Source organism: Nonomuraea purpurea (assembly GCF_042650645.1).
Taxonomy (GTDB): Bacteria; Actinomycetota; Actinomycetes; order Streptosporangiales; family Streptosporangiaceae; genus Nonomuraea; species Nonomuraea purpurea.
Genome location: NZ_JBHSBI010000017.1, coordinates 86,647 through 102,904 on the forward strand (window position 1 = coordinate 86,647; position 16,258 = coordinate 102,904).

The window sequence follows — 16,258 nt, forward strand, 5'->3', positions numbered from 1 at the left end:
CGGTCAGGCCGACTCGCGGATGACCAGTTCTGTCGGCATGATCACCGGCTCGGTCGGGCCGCCCTCGAAGAGCTCCAGGAGCAGCCCGACCATGGCCGCCGCCTGCTCGGCCACCGGATGCCGCAGCGTCGTCAGCGGCGGTTCGGTGTACTTGGCCGCCTCGATGTCGTCGAAGCCCACCACGGCCACGTCGTCGGGCACCCGGCGGCCGGCCTGGCGCAACGACTGCAGCGCTCCGACCGCCATCAGGTCGTTGGCCACGAAGACGGCGTCGAGCCCGGGGTCGTCGCCGAGGAGCTGCCGCATCGCGACCGCCCCCGACTCGCGGGTGAAGTCGCCGACCGCCACGATCGAGCGGCGGTCGGAGTCGCGCAGCACGTTGCGGTAGCCGGTGAGCCGGTCCTGCCCGGCGATCATGTCCTGCGGGCCCGCGATCGTGGCGATGCGCCGCCGTCCCGACTCCACCAGGTGCCGGACCCCGGCCTCCGCCCCGCCCACGTTGTCGTTGTCGACGAACGGGATGTCCACGGGGACGGCCGGCCGCCCGTACGAGACCACGGGAACCCGCAGCCGCGACAGGGCGGACGGCAGCGGGTCGGCGCCGTGCATGGAGATGAGCATGACGCCGTCCACGTGCCCGCCCGAGATGTAGCGCTCGACCCGGGCATGGCTCTTGGGCGAGGAGGCCAGCATCAGCACGACCTGCTTGTTGACCGCCTCCAGCTCCATCGACGCCGACCTGATCGCCGTGGAGAACATCGGATCCTCGGAGAAGACCCGGGTGCCGGGCTCGCTGACGACCAGCGCGATCGAGTCGGTGCGCTGGGTGACCAGGCTGCGCGCGGCGGAGTTGGGCACGTAGCCCAGCTCGTCGATCGCGCGCTGCACGGCGTCGCGGATGTGGGGCGCCACCGTCGTCTGCCCGTTGACGACCCGGGAGGCGGTGGCGCGCGACACGCCCGCCCGGGCGGCGACCGCTTCCAGGGTCGGGCGTCTCATGACCGCACCAAATGGGAGAGCACGGAAAGAATCTACAGGCCGTTTCTGGCGATGACGTCGCGGTACCACAGGGCGCTGTCCTTGGGCACCCTGGTTTGTGTCGCGTAGTCCACGTGCACGATCCCGAACCTGCGCCGGTAGCCCTCGGCCCACTCGAAGTTGTCGAGCAGCGACCAGACCAGGTATCCGCGCAGGTCGGCGCCCGCCTCGATGGCCCGCCACACCTCGCGCAGGTGCCCTTCCAGGTAGCCGACCCGGTCGTCGTCGTGCACCCGGCCGTCCTGCACGACGTCGTCGAAGGCCGCGCCGTTCTCCGTGACCATCAGGCCGACCTGCGGATAGTCGTGTGAGAGCCGGACGAGGAGCCTGGACAGGCCGTCTGGGACGATCGGCCAGCCCATCGCCGTGGTGGGCGCGTCGGCCGTGGTGAACCTGACGTCCTCCGTGCCCGGCCAGGCCGCGTCGGCGGGCAGGCCGGGGCCCGACTCGACGACGCACGGGTTGTAGTAGTTGACGCCGACCAGGTCGATCGGCGCGTTGATCAGGGTCAGGTCGCCGTCGTGGATGTGGTCGGTCCCGCCGTTGCGCTCCGCCGCGGCCAGGACCTCATCCGGGTACGTGCCGAGCACCGCCGGATCGAGGAACTGCCTGGTCAACAGGGTGTGGACGCGGTGGGCCACGGCCGCGTCCGCCTCGCTGGGCACCGCGGAGGGGTCGTTGACCTGGGCGGGGGTGAGCACGGGCGCGGAGTTGACCACGAGCATGACCGTGCCGGGACGCAGGTGCCGTGCGGCCAGTCCGTGGCCGAGCAGCAGGTGGTGCGCCGAGCGCATGGCGTCGGCCGGGTTGCGGCGGCCCGGCGCGTGCACGCCGTTGCCGTAGCCGAGGAAGGCCGACACCCACGGCTCGTTCAGCGTCGTCCAGTCGCGTACCCGGTCGCCGAGCCGGTCGTGGACGGCCTGAGCGTAGTCGGCGAATCGGTAGGCGGTGTCGCGGTTGGTCCAGCCGCCGAGGTCTTCGAGAGCTTGCGGAAGATCCCAGTGATAAAGGGTGACATATGGGGAAATGTTGGCGGCGAGTAGTTCGTCCACGAGCCGGTCGTAGAACGCCAGCCCGCGCGGATTGATCGGCCCCGCCCCGTCGGGCTGGACGCGCGGCCAGGCCACCGAGAACCGGTAGGCCGCCAGCCCCAGCTCGCGCATCAGCCCGATGTCGTCGCCGTAGCGGTGGTAGTGGTCGCAGGCGACGTCTCCGGTGTCGCCGTCCGCCACGTTCCCGGGGGTATGGGAGAAGGTGTCCCAGATCGACTGGCCTCGCCCGTCCTCCTTGACCGCCCCCTCGATCTGGTAGGAGGCGGTGGCGGCGCCCCAGACGAAGTCCTCCGGAAAGATCATCCCTTAACAGCTCCTTGCATGATTCCGCCGATGATTTGCTTGCCGAACAGGACGAAGACAGCCACGAGCGGCAGCGTGCCGATCGCGGTGCCGGCCAGCCCGAGCACGTAGTCGTTGACGTAGCCGCTGGCCAGCGTGGACAGGGCGACCTGGACGGTCGGATTGTCCGGGCTCAGCACGACCAGCGGCCAGAAGTAGTCGTTCCAGGCCGACATGAACGTCAGCATGCCCAGCACGGCCGCCGCGGGCCGGGCGGCGGGCAGGACGACGTGCCAGAACAGCCCCCACGTCGTGCACCCGTCGACCCGCCCGGCCTCCAGCAGCTCGGTGGGCAGGGCGCGGCTCAGGTACTGCGTCATGAAGAACACGCCGAACGCGTTGACCAGCGCGGGCACGATCAGCGCGTAGTTGGTGCCGGTCCACTCCAGTTTCACCATGAGCATGTAGAGCGGGATGATGCCGAGCTGCGCCGGGACCATCATGGTGGCCACGGTGATCACGAGCATGACGTTCCTGCCCCTGAACGCCAGCTTGGCGAAGGCGAACCCGGCCAGCGTCGAGAAGAACATCACCGCGACCGAGATCGAGCCCGCCACGATGAGCGAGTTGACCAGCGCCAGCCCGAACGGGACGGTGTCGAAGACCCGGGCGACGTTGGCGAAGAAGTTGCCGCCGGGGATCAGCGGCGGCGGCACCTGGGCCAGCGCCGAGTTGTGCCGGGAGGCCACGACGACGCTGTAGTAGAGCGGGAAGGCCGAGAAGAAGGCCACCGCGGTCAGAGTCAGATAGCGCAGCCTCATACCAGCCCGCCTTTCACCCGCCGGGTGATCAGGAAGTTGATCCCCGCGACGATCACCACGGCCACGAACATCAGCCAGGACGCGGCCGAGGCGTAGCCGAAGTCGAACGTCGAGTTCGCGAAGCCCTGCTCGTAGACGAACAGCGCGAGGGTCTGGAACTGCCGGTCGGGCCCGCCCGTGGCGATGCCGCCCCCGCCGCCGCTGCTCTGCCCGAACAGCATGGGCTCGGCGATGATCTGCATGGCCCCGATCGTGGAGACGATGACCACGAAGACGATCGTCGGCCGGATCATCGGGATCGTGATCTTCCGGAGCTGCGTGAAGCCGCTCGCGCCGTCCAGCGTGGCGGCCTCGTACAGATCGCGCGGCACGGCCTGCATGGCCGCCAGGAAGATCAGCGCGTTGTAGCCGGTCCAGCGCCACATGATCATGATGGACAGGGCGAGGTGCGAGCTCGCGGTACCCGCCGCCCAGTCGATGCTGCCGACGCCGAACCACGACAGGACCCAGTTGATCATTCCGAAGTCCCGGCCGAAGAGCTGGCTGAAGATCACGACGACGGCCACCACGCTCGTGACGTTCGGCAGCAGCAGCGAGATCCGCAACAGCGTCTGGAAGCGCAGCCGCCGGTTGAGTAGGTGGGCCAGCCAGATGGACAGCGCGAGTTGCGGCACGGTCGAGAGCACCCCGATGGACAGGGTGTTGAACGTGGCGTTCCAGAAGTAGCCGTCGGCCAGGAGCGTGGCGAAGTTGTCCAGCCCGACGAAGGTCTGGGTCTCCGACAGCAGCGTCCACTCGTGCAGGCTCACCCAGGCCGTGTAGACCAGCGGGAACAGCCCGAACGCGCAGAACAGCAGGAAGAACGGCGCCACGTAGGCGTACGGCGACACCCTCGTGTCGAGGGTGTGCCGCACGCCGCGCCCGCGCCGCCGTGTGACCGCGAGGGGAAGGGCGCTCATTTGATCTTCTTGACGTCCTCGAGCACCTGCGTCCACGCCTGGTCGGGCGTCTGCTTGCCCTGCTCGACGCGGCCGAGCCCGTTGCCGATCGCGACCCGGACGTCACCCTCCTTGGGGCCGAGGTGCTGCGGCTTGAGCGCCTTGGCGGCCTCGGAGTAGATCTTGCCGATGGGGGCGTCGCCGAAGAACGGCTTGGTGAAGTTCTGGATCGACGGGTCGTCGTAGAGCGCGGGGATCGACGGGAACGTGCCCTCCTCCTTGAACACCTTCGCCTGGTTCTCCTTGGAGGTGAGGAAGTCGATCAGCTCGGCCGCCTCCTTCGGGTGCTTGCTCTGCTTGGGCACCATCAGGTGTGAGCCGCCGCTGTTGCCGGAGCCGCCGGGCACGGTCGCGATGTCCCACTTGCCGGCCGAGTCCTTGGCCTGCTCCTGGATGAAGCCCGTCATCCAGGCCGGGCAGATGATCGTGGCGAACGAGCCCTTGGCGAAGCCGGTGTTCCACGGCGGTGAGAAGGCGGCCAGTTTGGCGGTCAGGCCGTCCTGCGTGAGCCGGTTCGACAGGTCCCACGCCTTCTTCACTTCGGGGTTGGAGTCCACGATGATCTGGTCCTGGGCGTCGTACAGGCCGGTGGAAGCCTGGTTGACCATGGCACGGAAGATCTCGCCGGGGGAGTCCACGAACTTGGCGCCCGGCACGTTCGCGCCGGCGAACTTCTTGCCGGTCGCGATGTAGTCCTCCCAGGTCGGCCAGAGCGCCGCCACCTCGGCCCGGTCGCTCGGCAGCCCGGCCTTGTCGAACAGGTCCTTGCGGTAGCACATGGCCAGGCCGCCGACGTCGGTGCCGAGCCCGAGCACCTGCGTGCGGTCCTTGCTGAGGCCCTGCAGCCACTTCCAGTCGAGGTAGTCGGCCTGGCGCTTGTCGAGCCCGTACTGCTTGAGGTCGGCGAACCTGCCGGGCTGGGCGGTGAAGGTGCTGATGTAGCCGACCTCGACGGCCACGACGTCGCCCGCGCCGGCGTTGGTGGCCAGCCGCTTGACCAGGTTGTTGTGGTGGTCGTTGAACTGGGTGACGTTCTCGACGACCTCGATGTCGGGGTGGGTCTTCTTGTACTCCTCGTAGAGGGGCTTGAAGCCGAAGTCGCCGAAGAGATCGACGGTCAGTTTGATCTTCTCGCCGGGCTTGGCGCTCGTCTCCGTGGCGGTGCTCCCGCCGCCGCCCCCGCAGGCCGTCGCCAGAGCGAGTACGGACGCGGTCAGCAAGGGCACGGCCAGCCGTCGGACGCGAGGGGACATGGAAACCCTCCTGAGGTTGGGCTACGAATTGAGAGAGCGCTCTCTCAAGAGATTCGCGAAGCTCACGCCTGCCTGTCAACGGCTGTTAAATAACGATCGTTGTTACGAGAGAGCGCGTTCACGCGCCGTGGGTCACGCGCTGAGTGCGCGGCCGGCCATCCGGGCGTACATGCGGCCCGGGCTCGGAGAGGTGGTCAGGAAGCCGGGCAGCATGGGCAGCTCCACGGCGAACGGGTCGAGCCGCTGGTAGAGCTCGTCGGCGTCCGCGGGCCGATCGTCCGGGTTCTTCGCAAGGAGCTGCTCCAGCAGCGCGCCCAGCTCCCCTGGCAGCCCGGGGATGATCGGCGGGCGCTCCTTGACCTGCTTCTCGAAGACCACGTAATCGGTCGGCCCGGTGAAGAGCTGGCGGCCGCTCAGCATCTCGTGCAGGACGCAGCCGAGGGAGTACAGATCGCTGCGCGGCTCGGTGACGCCGAGCTGGATCTGCTCGGGAGCCATGTAGGCAGGCGTCCCCAGGATCTGCCCGATCCTCGTGAACGTCATGACGTCCGACTCCCGCAACATGGCCAGGCCGAAGTCCAGCACCTTCACGCTGCCGTCAGGGCAGAGCATGAGATTGGTCGGCTTGAGGTCGCGATGGCAGATCGACAGGGCGTGGGCCGCCGACAGCACGGCGCACGCCTGGGCCGCGATGGCGGCCGCCCACGACACCGGCAGCGGCCCGTGCTCGCAGACCACGTCGGCCACGGTGACGCCCTCGATGAACTGCATCACCTGGTACAGCCGCTGCTCGTGGGTGCCGAAGTCGTACAGGACGGGGGCGCCGGGGTGCTCAAGCCTGGCCAGGATGCGCGCCTCGCGGATGAAACGGCGCTCCAGCTCGTGATCGGGCCCGCTCGGCAGCCTGAGCAGCTTCACCGCGACCCGCCGATCCAGGTGCCGGTCGTGGCCCGCGTAGACCGCGCCCATGCCGCCCTGCCCGAGGGGAAGGTCGTCGAGCTCATAGCGGTCGCCGATGACCATTCGCCCCTCCCAGCCGCCTTTCGGGAAAAAACTACACTGTCAGGGCTGCGGGTGCAGATGGCCGTCGGCGAGTCCCTCAAGGCCCAGCCGGATCAGCGTCTGCCCCAGCGTCGAGGTCTCACGAATGGCGTCTTCGAGCACGGCCAGTCGCCGGAACGCCTCGCCGTAGGCCCGCTGCTCCTTCAACGACAGACGCGGCAGACGCGTACGGCGTACGTCGAACCTGCTCGAACCCGTCGTCACCCGGCCGCCTGCGGCCCGCAGGAAGCCCGCCAGGAAGTCGGGGTCGAGCCTGCGGGCGTCCACCCGGTACAGCGTCAGGTGCGGCCCGAGCACCGCGCCACCGTCGTTGATCACCCGCACGCTGGAGTAGGAGGCCACCACGTCGCCGGGCCTGATCGTGATCAGCCCCTGCTGCATGGCGGTCGAGCCGGAGGGCGTGCCGCCGTTGAGGACGTCGTCGGAGGTCAGCACGGGAACCTCGCCGCCGTTCGCGGCCATCTTGGGCGGGGCCTGCGACGTGGTCACCAGGCCCTCCTTGATCAGGTCGCCGAGCGTGGTGGCGGGCTGGTCGAGCGGCTGCTCCAGGACCTTCAGGTCGGGCGGCACGGCGACGGCGGCCAGCAGGCGGTCGCGGGCCTCGGCGTAGGCCCGGCCGACGTCGTCGTGGCGCTGGTGGCGGGCCGGGGTCATGTCGACCTCGTCGGCCAGCAGGTCGATGATGCGCACGGTCTGGTCGGAACGGTCCTCCAGATAGGACTGCCAGGCCGGCTCGACGCTCGCCAGGTCGGCGGTGGCGTCGAGGATGAGCACGTCGGACGGCGGACGCTCGCCCGCCGCCGGGCGGCGCAACAACCACAGGTCCGAGCCCGGCAGCGCGATGACGGCGCGCAGGGCGCCGGCGCGCAGCAGGTTGGCGCGGATACGGCGGCCGGCCTTGCGGCTGGCGGCGGCCGGGGGCATCAGGATGGCGACCAGGCCGCGCGGCCTGACATGGGTCAGGCAGTGCTGCACCCAGGCCAGCTCGGGCTCGCCGCGCGGCGGCAGGCCGTACTCCCAGCGCGGGTCGCCCGTCAGCTCCTCATAACCCCAGGCCCGCTCGTTGAACGGCGGATCGCACACCACGGCGTCGGCCTTCTCGCCGGCGAAGCCGTCGTGGCGCATCGAGTCGCCGGCCACGATCTCGGCCGTGACGCCGCGCAGCCGCAGCCTGGAGGCCGTGATGGCGGCCGAGGTCTCGCTGAGCTCCTGGCCGAGCAGCCGCACCGCGCCGCCCGGCGTGGCGGGGGCCAGGAGCAGCGTGCCGACGCCGCAGGCCGGGTCGAGGATCGTGGTGCCGTCGGGGCGGACGAGCCGGACCATCAGCGCGGCCACGTCGTCGCGGGTGACGGAGAGCTGACGGGAGTGGGCTTCGAGGTAGCGCTCACACAGGAACTCGTAGGCGTGCAGCGGGCCCAGCTCGTCGGCCAGCTCGGCGACGAGCCCGGCCAGCTCGGGATCGAGCCTGGCCGGGTCCTGAGGGGCCTGTACGGTCGGGGTGTCCTTCGCGGACGGCTCGGTCCCGTCGGTCGTGCTCTCGGCCGGCGTGGGGCCGCCGGGAGCGTCGGGCGGGTCGAGCTCATGAGCCCCGGGAACGTCCGGGGAGGCGGTGGCGAGGCCGGTCAGCAGGGCTCCCGCGTGGGCCACCAGCTCGCCCAGGCGCAAATCACCGGCGGCTTTCAGGCGTTGCCACACCCGATCTCCGAGGGAGACCTGGTAGGACTTCCCATAGCGGCTCAGCCAGGACTCGACCTGTCGCAACGAGAACAGCGGCTGATTGGCGGTTCCGCCGATGGGTTGGGGGAAGTCGTCGTGGCGACGGCGCCAGTTGCTCACCGCGGCACGCCCGACACCGGCGAGCCGGGCGATGTCCCCGGCGTTGACGGTCGGGTCGTGGCTCATGGAGCCCACAGTAGTTCACAAGAGTCTTCAGCGCATCTGCTTGTGAAGTCTTTCAACCAATGATTTACTGCAGGGTATGAAGCACAACATCCGCTATGCCGCCGGATCAGACGTGGGCCGCCGCAGGGAGCAGAACGAGGATTCCGGCTATGCGAGTGGCCGGTTGCTCGTCGTGGCCGACGGGATGGGTGGACACGCGGCCGGCGAGCTGGCGAGCTCGGCGGCGATCGCCGTCATGCGCGAGCTGGATGCCACGCTTCCCGAGACCGGCGCCGACCTGGAAGGGGCGCTGGAGGGCGCCGTGCACGAGGCGGCGCGCAGGCTGGTCGAACTGGCCGACATCGACCCCGCGCGCAGGGGGATGGGGACCACGGTGACCGCCATGTTGTGGGACGGCTACCGGTTCGCCCTGGCTCATCTCGGCGACTCCCGCGGATATCTGCTTCGTGATGGCGCTCTCTACCAGATGACCAAGGATCACACACTTGTGCAGTCGATGGTGGACGAAGGGCGGATAACGGAGGACCAGGCCGCCGTGCATCCCCGGCGTTCGATGGTACTGCGTGTGCTGGGCAGCGAGGGCAGGGCGGAGCCTGACATGGCGCTGCGCGAAGCCGAGCCTGATGACCGCTACCTCCTCTGCTCCGACGGGCTGACGACCGTGCTGGGGCCCGAGGTCCTGCACGAGGTGCTGACCACGGTGGCAGACCCGGCGGCGTGCGTCCAGCGGCTGATAGATCTGGCCAATGAGGGCGGTTCGCCAGACAACGTGACCGTGATCGTGGCCGACGTGGTCGCGCCGGGTGCGGGAGACGTGGGTGTCTACCGCGTGGGCGCGGGCTCCTGACGACGGTAGTAGTCAGCCCCACCAGCCCCAGCAGTCACACAACCGAAATTTCGGCTCATAGCCTGACACTTTCCTGGTGATGCGCGCAATTTCGCGATGTGGCTACTACAGTCCATCGTGATCTGTCGGTTTTCTGGGAGGTGTCACCCTGGACCCGATCGCGGACAAGCTGCTGAAGACGGTACGCCAGGAACTCGGCTACAAGGAGAAGAGCGGCCAGTTCACCAAATTCGGTCAGTGGTACGCGGATCGCGTCCAAGACGCCCAGTATCGCAATGCGCCCTGGTGTGACATGTTCCTCGCCTGGGCCGCCGACAAGGCCGGCGTCACCGACTACGTCGGCGAGTTCGCCTGGACGCCCTCGCATGCCGCCTGGTTCATCCAGCAGGGCGCCTGGAGCCGGAAACCGGAGCCGGGAGCCCTGGTCTTCTACGACTGGAGCGGCGGCAAGAGCTACAAGGGCATCGACCACGTCGGCGTCGTGGAGCGGGTCGAGGGCAAGAAGATCCACACGATCGAGGCGAACGTCGACCGCGTCTGGCTCAAACGCAAGACCAGGGAGACGGACAAGGTCGTCGGGTACGGCCTGCCGCGCGTGGTCAAGGCCAACGCCGACAAGCTCGCCGAGATCCGCGCGACCGAGCGCCCGTTCGATCCGGGGCCGAGGGTCGAGAACGGGCGGGGCTCGCCGCTGGACGTCCTGGGGACGCCGCCCGCCCTGCTGGCCGCCATGGTGCTGGTGACCATCGTGCTGTCCTTACGCGTCACCGGCCGCCGTCGTGGCGTCCACCGCCGCTTCACCTGGCCGTGGCGGAAACCGCCGGTCGATCCCCAGCCCGGCAGGAGATCCCCGCTGCCGCCCGCGAACCCGTTCAGCGAGCAGGCCGGACAAGGGGACAAGCCCGGCGCCCGCGAGAAGGTCCTGCTCCGTGAGAAACCCCAGCCCCGTGACCCGGCCCAACCCCGCGAACCCGACCAGCCCCGAGAGCCGGCCTCGCCGCGTGCCGTGGCCGTCCCCGAGCAGCCACGCCCCGCCAGAACCCGGGTCCCGGCAGGTTCGGCCCGGACGGCGGCCGGGCGTCCGACCCCCAAGAGGCGCAAACCCTACGAGGAGGACTGATCGGCGGTCAGGTCGATGACGACCTTGACGTCCTTGCCGCGTTCGAAGGCCTCCAGAGCGCGCTCCAGCGGCACCCGCCGCGTGACCAATCGCTCCAGCCACTCCGCATCGGCCTTGGCCAGGGCGGCCGCCGCGTCCCTGTAGTGCCGCAGGTTCGCGTTCACGGTGCCGAAGACCACGTCGTTCTCCAGAACGATGTCCCGGTTGATCACCCCGGCGTCCACCCGGTGGGTGCGCCCGCCCGGCGCGAGCCCGGTCAGGCACACCATCCCCACGGCGCTGGTCGAGGTCATGGACTCCATGACGAGTTCGCCCACTCCGGTGCACTCGATGATGATGTCCGGTTTGTCGTCGCCGAAGTCCGGCAGCGTGCTGCCGGAGTGGAAGATTCCGCCCAGATCGTGCACGAGGGTGGATTTGAGCTCTCCGACGGGGGAGCGGTCGAGCACGTGGACCTCCAGCCCCCGCTGCCGCCCGAGCAGCGCGGCCAGGAGCCCGATCGGCCCGCCTCCCGTCACGAGCAGGCGGTGGGGCTTGAACCAGGAGCGCGACCCGATGCGATCGATCTGCTCCCACGCCTTGGCGACCACCGACGTGGGCTCGACCAGCATGCCGACGCGCTCCAGCGCGGGATCCAGGCGCACGGCGTAGCCGGCCTCGACCGTCCAGAGTTCGCTGCCGTAGCCGTTGAGCCCCTTGATGCCCCGCTCGGTGTACCGGCCGTTGCGGCACATGTCGAACTCGCCCCGCGCGCAGGCCCCGCAGGGCACGGGGTCGGGGCGGCGAACCACGCCCACGACCAGGTCGCCGGGGGAGAACTCGGAGTCGTTGGGAGACTGGAGCACCCGGCCGAGCGACTCGTGCCCGATGACCATCCGTTCGCCGCCCGGAGGCGGCCAGCCATACTCGGCCGCGAGCAGTTCCCTGTCGGTCCCGCAGATGCCCAGAGCCAGCCCGTGGACGAGTAGGTCGCCCTGCCTTCTCACCGGGTCGGGCACCTCGCCGACCTGCAGCGTTCCCTGTTTGCCCGGGACGAACGTCAGCGCACGCATGAGCCCTCACCCCCTGGGACGGCCCCTACCCAGAGGGCACGCGGAAATAGTAGGACGTCCGAGTACCTGTTTAGTAGGACGTCCTAGTATCTTCGTAAGAGAAGCCTCCACGAGGGAGTGATCAGGCGTGCACGTCCCGGTACACCCAGTCCGTTTCGTGACCGCCGCGGCCCTGTTCGACGGCCACGACGCGGCGATCAACATCATGCGGCGGATCCTGCAGTCCCAGGGCGCGGAGGTGATCCACCTCGGGCACAACCGCTCGGTCGACGAGATCGTCACGGCCGCCGTCCAGGAGGACGCGCAGGGCGTCGCGATCAGCTCCTACCAGGGCGGGCACGTGGAGTTCTTCACCTACCTGGTGGAGTTGCTGCGCGAGCGCGGGGCGGGCCACATCAAGGTGTACGGCGGCGGCGGGGGAGTGATCGTCCCCGAGGAGATCGAGCTGCTGCACTCACGCGGCGTCACGCGCATCTTCTCCCCGGAGGACGGCCAGCGCTACGGCCTGCCCGGCATGATCAACAAGCTGATCGAGGACTGCGACGCCGAGCTCGGCGACCCGCCCTCGGCGGAGGCCGTGGCCTCGGGCGACCAGGCGGCCCTGGCCCGCGCGATCACGCTCATCGAGTCGGGCCGCGCCCCCGCCGACCTCGTCGAGGGCCTGAAGGGGCGGCGGCAGGCGCCGGTGCTGGGCATCACGGGCACGGGCGGCTCGGGCAAGTCCTCGCTCACCGACGAGCTGGTACGCAGGTTCCGCATCGACAACGACGACAAGCTGCGCATCGCGATCCTGGCCATCGACCCCACCCGCAGGCGCGGCGGCGGCGCGCTGCTCGGCGACCGCATCAGGATGAACAGCCTGGGCCCGCAGACCTACTTCCGCTCCATGGCCACCAGGGGCGCCGCCAACGAGGTGCCCGCCCGCCTCGACGACGTGATCACCGTCTGCCGGGCCGCCGGATACGACCTGGTGATCGTGGAGACGCCCGGCATCGGCCAGGGCGACGCCGGGATCGTCGGGCACGTGGACGTGCCGATCTACGTGATGACGCCCGAGTTCGGGGCCGCTTCTCAGCTTGAGAAGATCGACATGCTGGACTTCGCCGAGGCCGTGGCGATCAACAAGTACGAGCGGCGCGGCGCCGAGGACGCCCTGCGCGACGTACGCCGCCAGCTCGTCCGCAACCGCGAGGCGTTCGGCGCCACACCCGACGACATGCCGGTCTTCGGCACCATCGCCGCCCGCTACAACGACGCCGGCGTCACGGCCCTCTACCAGCACCTCAAGCCGCTCCTCCTGCCCGAGTCCGGCCCGGGGCTGCTCCCCGTGGTGTCCGGGCGCACCTCGAAGGCGTCGGCCGCCATCGTCCCGCCCGCCAGGGTCCGCTACCTGGCCGACATCGCCGAGACCGTCAGGGGCTACCACGCCGAGACGCTCTCCCAGGCCGAGGTGGCCCGTCGCCGCCAGCAACTCTCCGCCGTCCGGGAGCTCCTGGAGGACCCCCGGCTGGAGGAGCTGCGGGCGCAGGCCGACGGCGAGCTCACCGACGAGAGCCGCGAGCTGATCGACGGCTGGCCCGCCGTCAAGGAGCACTACAGCGCCGACGAACTGGTCGTGAAGGTGCGCGACCGGGAGATCCACACGCCGCTGTGGCGCGAGACGCTGTCGGGCAACCGCGTCCCGCGCGTCGCCCTGCCCCGCTACTCCGACCACGGCGACCTGCTGCGCTTCCTGCGGGGCGAGAACCTGCCGGGCAAATTCCCCTTCACTGCCGGGGTGTTCCCGTTCAAGCGCGACGACGAGGATCCGACCAGGATGTTCGCCGGTGAGGGCGATCCGTTCCGCACCAACAGGCGCTTCAAGCTGCTGTCGGAGGGCCAGCCCGCGACCCGGCTGTCCACGGCGTTCGACTCGGTGACGCTGTACGGCCACGACCCCGACCTCCGCCCCGACATTTACGGAAAAGTCGGTACTTCGGGGGTTTCGATCGCGACGCTCGACGACATGAAGGTCCTCTACGACGGCTTCGACCTCGCGGCGCCCAACACCTCGGTCTCCATGACCATCAACGGCCCCGCCCCCACGATCCTGGCCTTCTACCTCAACGCCGCCCTCGACCAGGCCAAAGACCGCTTCCAGGCCGAGCAAGGGCGCGTCCCCGACGAGGCGGAGGAGCACGAGCTGCGCACCCGCACGCTGGCCACCGTCAGGGGCACCGTCCAGGCCGACATCCTCAAAGAGGACCAAGGCCAGAACACCTGCATCTTCTCCACCGAGTTCTCACTCAGGATGATGGCCGACATCCAGGAGTGGTTCATCGCCAACGGCGTCCGCAACTTCTACTCGGTCTCGATCTCCGGCTACCACATCGCCGAGGCCGGGGCCAACCCGATCAGCCAGCTCGCCTTCACCCTGGCCAACGGCTTCACCTACGTGGAGGCGTACCTGGCCAGGGGCATGAAGATCGACGACTTCGCGCCGAACCTGTCGTTCTTCTTCTCCAACGGCATGGACCCCGAGTACAGCGTGCTCGGACGGGTGGCCCGCCGCATCTGGGCGGTGGCGATGCGGGAACGCTACGGCGCCGGCGAACGCTCGCAGAAGCTGAAGTACCACATCCAGACCTCGGGCCGCTCCCTGCACGCCCAGGAGATGAACTTCAACGACATCCGCACCACCCTCCAAGCCTTGATCGCCGTCTACGACAACTGCAACAGCCTGCACACCAACGCCTTCGACGAGGCCGTCACCACCCCGTCGGCCGACTCGGTCCGCAGGGCCATGGCGATCCAGCTCATCATCAACCGCGAATGGGGCCTGGCCAGGAACGAGAACCCGCTGCAGGGCTCGTTCATCATCGACGAGCTCACGGACCTGGTGGAGGAGGCCGTGCTGGCCGAGTTCGAACGCCTCTCCGACCGGGGCGGCGTACTGGGTGCGATGGAGACCGGCTACCAGCGCGGCAAGATCCAGGACGAGTCCATGCTGTACGAGATGCGCAAACACGACGGCTCGCTGCCCATCATCGGGGTCAACACCTTCCGCAACGGCGGCGCCGAGCCGCCCGCCCACAAGCTGGAACTCGCCAGGGGCACCGAGGAGGAGAAGCACTCGCAGCTCGACCGGCTGCACGCCTTCCACGAGCGCAACCGCTCGGAGGCCCCGGCCCAGCTCGCCCGGCTGCGCGAGGTGGCGATGTCGGAGGGGAACGCGTTCGAGGCGCTGATGGAGGCGGCCCGGGTCTGCTCGCTCGGCCAGATCACCGACGCGCTCTTCGAGGCAGGCGGCCAGTACCGCCGCAACGTCTGAGAGCCTGGCCTCAAGGGGTTTGATTGCTGAGCTCGACTGGTTGTGCCTGCTCGGCTTGGTGTCCGCGCCTCTTGGACCGGCCAAGCCCGTCGCGTACTTGATCATCTGGTTATAGTTGCCCCGCCGCCCCGGTGGGCGGAGGGGCCGTGACCTGCTGGGAACCGATCTATCCGAGCACCGGGTAGTTCGCGCGGAACACGTTGTGCGGGTCACGCGCCCGCTTGATCTCCCGCAGTCGCGCGAGCGCGCTGCCGGAGAAGGACTTCGCCGCCGTGTCACCGGGGGACAGCATGGTGTACGGCTTGCGGCCGCTGATGTAGGTCTCCAGGTCGGCCACGACCTCGGCCTGTTTGGCGCGCGTCGCATCGGCCGCGTGCGGCAGGCCGAGACCCAGCAGGCCGAGCAGGTACGGCTCAGCCACCGCGCCGCTCGCACCGGCCCCGCCGCCCGGCTCGGCGAGCGCCCCGCCCAGGTGCCTGATCTGCACGTTGATGAGCGGTTCGACCGGCTTGGCCAGCAGGAGCTCCACCGCGTCCGCGTCCAGGCCGGTGAGCAGCTCCGCACGAGCGATGGATGGGGCCGGATCGGTGGGCTCGGCGGTGATGTCACCCAGGTCGGCAACCGGGACGACGCCGCGGCTGTCGGAGATCGCCCCCTCGATCTTGTCGATGCGCGCCAGCAGGTCCTCCCCCTGAGCCGCCTCACCCAGGTAGGCCAGATCCAGCGTCACCATCGGCGACGCGCCGGGTGGCTGGAGCCGGTTGATCCAGACACTGAGTTCACGCGGCGCCTCGGCGGTGATCTCCAGGAACGCGTCGTACACCTCCCTGGTCCGGTGCTCCGGCCAGATCACGCGCCCGCCGTACAGGACTGGCATGGGATACAGCTCGAGTTCGAGGGCGGTCACCACCGCGAAGTCCCCGCCACCGCCGCGCAGCGCCCAGAACAGCTCGGGATCGGACTCGGCGGTCACCCGGCCCGGCTCGCCATCGGCGTCCACGATGTCGATAGCCCGCACGCTGTCGGAGCCGAAGCCGTACTTGCGGCTGAACCAGCCGACCCCACCGCCCAGGGTGTAGCCGGTCACGCTGACCCCCAGCGCGCTGCCGGACAGGCCGGTCAGACCCAGGGGACCGGCCGCCGCCAGCACCTGCCCCCACTTCACGCCCGCGCCCACCCGGACCACGCGCTCCTCCGCGCGTACCTCCACCTCGTTCAGCAGGCCGGTACGCAACAGGATCAGGCCTTCCACATCACCCGAGGCACCATGCCCGCTCGGCTGCGCGGTCACCGTCATACCCGCCCGCCGTGCGTAACGCACGAGCGCCGCCACGTCATCGGCATCCGCGGCCTCCGCCACGGCCGCCACCGGTTGCCTGACGGTCAGATTCCACGCGGTGGCCGCCTGTTCAAAGCCGTCGTCATCGGCCAGGAGCACGCGCCCCTTGAGGACACCGCGCAGATCGTTGATCGTCATCGTCGTCTCCCTTTTCGAGTTCTCAGAAATGCGAAGGAACACCC

General features: G+C 69.4%; 12 protein-coding genes. 3 read left to right on the forward strand and 9 right to left on the reverse strand.

From position 1 onward, the window contains the following. Positions 1 to 3: 3 nt before the first annotated feature. The 7 genes from ACFOY2_RS30955 to ACFOY2_RS30985 all read right to left on the reverse strand — a co-directional run bounded on the left by ACFOY2_RS30955 (position 4) and on the right by ACFOY2_RS30985 (position 8,408). On the reverse strand, positions 4 to 999 hold the full coding sequence (locus tag ACFOY2_RS30955) for a LacI family DNA-binding transcriptional regulator (RefSeq protein ID WP_379531630.1): 996 nt from the start codon (positions 997 to 999) through the stop codon (positions 4 to 6). A 32-nt stretch (positions 1,000 to 1,031) separates the two neighbouring features. After that, positions 1,032 to 2,393: a GH1 family beta-glucosidase gene (locus ACFOY2_RS30960; RefSeq protein ID WP_379531631.1), complete on the reverse strand. Its 1,362-nt coding sequence runs from the start codon at positions 2,391 to 2,393 to the stop codon at positions 1,032 to 1,034. Beyond that, on the reverse strand, positions 2,390 to 3,193 hold the full coding sequence (locus ACFOY2_RS30965; protein WP_379531632.1) for a carbohydrate ABC transporter permease: 804 nt from the start codon (positions 3,191 to 3,193) through the stop codon (positions 2,390 to 2,392). The genes ACFOY2_RS30960 and ACFOY2_RS30965 overlap by 4 nt, the downstream gene beginning before the upstream one ends. Next, positions 3,190 to 4,152 carry a carbohydrate ABC transporter permease gene (locus ACFOY2_RS30970; protein WP_379531633.1) on the reverse strand — a complete coding sequence of 321 codons (963 nt, stop codon included), beginning with the start codon at positions 4,150 to 4,152 and terminating at the stop codon, positions 3,190 to 3,192. Before ACFOY2_RS30970 ends, ACFOY2_RS30965 begins: the two co-directional genes overlap by 4 nt. Beyond that, complete coding sequence (locus ACFOY2_RS30975) at positions 4,149 to 5,444, reverse strand: ABC transporter substrate-binding protein (protein ID WP_379531634.1); 1,296 nt, start codon at positions 5,442 to 5,444, stop codon at positions 4,149 to 4,151. The genes ACFOY2_RS30970 and ACFOY2_RS30975 overlap by 4 nt, the downstream gene beginning before the upstream one ends. A 132-nt stretch (positions 5,445 to 5,576) precedes the next feature. Beyond that, positions 5,577 to 6,467: a serine/threonine-protein kinase gene (locus ACFOY2_RS30980; protein WP_379531635.1), complete on the reverse strand. Its 891-nt coding sequence runs from the start codon at positions 6,465 to 6,467 to the stop codon at positions 5,577 to 5,579. A 39-nt stretch (positions 6,468 to 6,506) separates the two neighbouring features. After that, the gene (locus ACFOY2_RS30985; protein WP_379531636.1) at positions 6,507 to 8,408 is read right to left on the reverse strand and encodes an HsdM family class I SAM-dependent methyltransferase; all 1,902 of its coding nucleotides are present in this window, start codon (positions 8,406 to 8,408) and stop codon (positions 6,507 to 6,509) included. A 76-nt stretch (positions 8,409 to 8,484) separates the two neighbouring features. On the opposite strand from ACFOY2_RS30985, the gene ACFOY2_RS30990 reads away from it, so the two are divergent. Both ACFOY2_RS30990 and ACFOY2_RS30995 read left to right on the forward strand, forming a co-directional pair. Continuing rightward, entirely contained in the window at positions 8,485 to 9,255 is a 771-nt protein-coding gene (locus ACFOY2_RS30990) for a PP2C family protein-serine/threonine phosphatase (RefSeq protein ID WP_357828209.1), read from the forward strand. 172 nt (positions 9,256 to 9,427) lie between these two features. Beyond that, complete coding sequence (locus tag ACFOY2_RS30995) at positions 9,428 to 10,375, forward strand: CHAP domain-containing protein (RefSeq protein WP_379531728.1); 948 nt, start codon at positions 9,428 to 9,430, stop codon at positions 10,373 to 10,375. Here the strand turns inward: ACFOY2_RS30995 and ACFOY2_RS31000 are convergent. Beyond that, positions 10,360 to 11,427 carry a glucose 1-dehydrogenase gene (locus ACFOY2_RS31000; protein ID WP_379531637.1) on the reverse strand — a complete coding sequence of 356 codons (1,068 nt, stop codon included), beginning with the start codon at positions 11,425 to 11,427 and terminating at the stop codon, positions 10,360 to 10,362. The two genes, ACFOY2_RS30995 and ACFOY2_RS31000, sit on opposite strands and share 16 nt — an antisense overlap. 127 nt (positions 11,428 to 11,554) lie before the next feature. Here ACFOY2_RS31000 and icmF point away from each other — a divergent pair, with 127 nt between their 5' ends. Continuing rightward, positions 11,555 to 14,737, forward strand: coding sequence for a fused isobutyryl-CoA mutase/GTPase IcmF (icmF, locus tag ACFOY2_RS31005; RefSeq protein WP_379531638.1), 3,183 nt, complete (start codon positions 11,555 to 11,557; stop codon positions 14,735 to 14,737). 166 nt (positions 14,738 to 14,903) lie between these two features. Here the strand turns inward: icmF and ACFOY2_RS31010 are convergent, their stop codons facing one another. Then, entirely contained in the window at positions 14,904 to 16,214 is a 1,311-nt protein-coding gene (locus ACFOY2_RS31010) for an FAD-dependent oxidoreductase (protein ID WP_379531639.1), read from the reverse strand. Positions 16,215 to 16,258 lie beyond the last annotated feature (44 nt).

Excerpts from the sequence above, each read along its gene's own strand:
- ACFOY2_RS30955 (WP_379531630.1), bottom strand. The coding sequence starts at position 999 with ATGAGACGCCCGACCCTGGAAGCGGTCGCCGCCCGGGCGGGCGTGTCG.
- ACFOY2_RS30960 (WP_379531631.1), bottom strand. The coding sequence starts at position 2,393 with ATGATCTTTCCGGAGGACTTCGTCTGGGGCGCCGCCACCGCCTCCTAC.
- ACFOY2_RS30965 (WP_379531632.1), bottom strand. The coding sequence starts at position 3,193 with ATGAGGCTGCGCTATCTGACTCTGACCGCGGTGGCCTTCTTCTCGGCC.
- ACFOY2_RS30970 (WP_379531633.1), bottom strand. The coding sequence starts at position 4,152 with ATGAGCGCCCTTCCCCTCGCGGTCACACGGCGGCGCGGGCGCGGCGTG.
- ACFOY2_RS30975 (WP_379531634.1), bottom strand. The coding sequence starts at position 5,444 with ATGTCCCCTCGCGTCCGACGGCTGGCCGTGCCCTTGCTGACCGCGTCC.
- ACFOY2_RS30980 (WP_379531635.1), bottom strand. The coding sequence starts at position 6,467 with ATGGTCATCGGCGACCGCTATGAGCTCGACGACCTTCCCCTCGGGCAG.
- ACFOY2_RS30985 (WP_379531636.1), bottom strand. The coding sequence starts at position 8,408 with ATGAGCCACGACCCGACCGTCAACGCCGGGGACATCGCCCGGCTCGCC.
- ACFOY2_RS30990 (WP_357828209.1), top strand. The coding sequence starts at position 8,485 with ATGAAGCACAACATCCGCTATGCCGCCGGATCAGACGTGGGCCGCCGC.
- ACFOY2_RS31000 (WP_379531637.1), bottom strand. The coding sequence starts at position 11,427 with ATGCGTGCGCTGACGTTCGTCCCGGGCAAACAGGGAACGCTGCAGGTC.
- ACFOY2_RS31010 (WP_379531639.1), bottom strand. The coding sequence starts at position 16,214 with ATGACGATCAACGATCTGCGCGGTGTCCTCAAGGGGCGCGTGCTCCTG.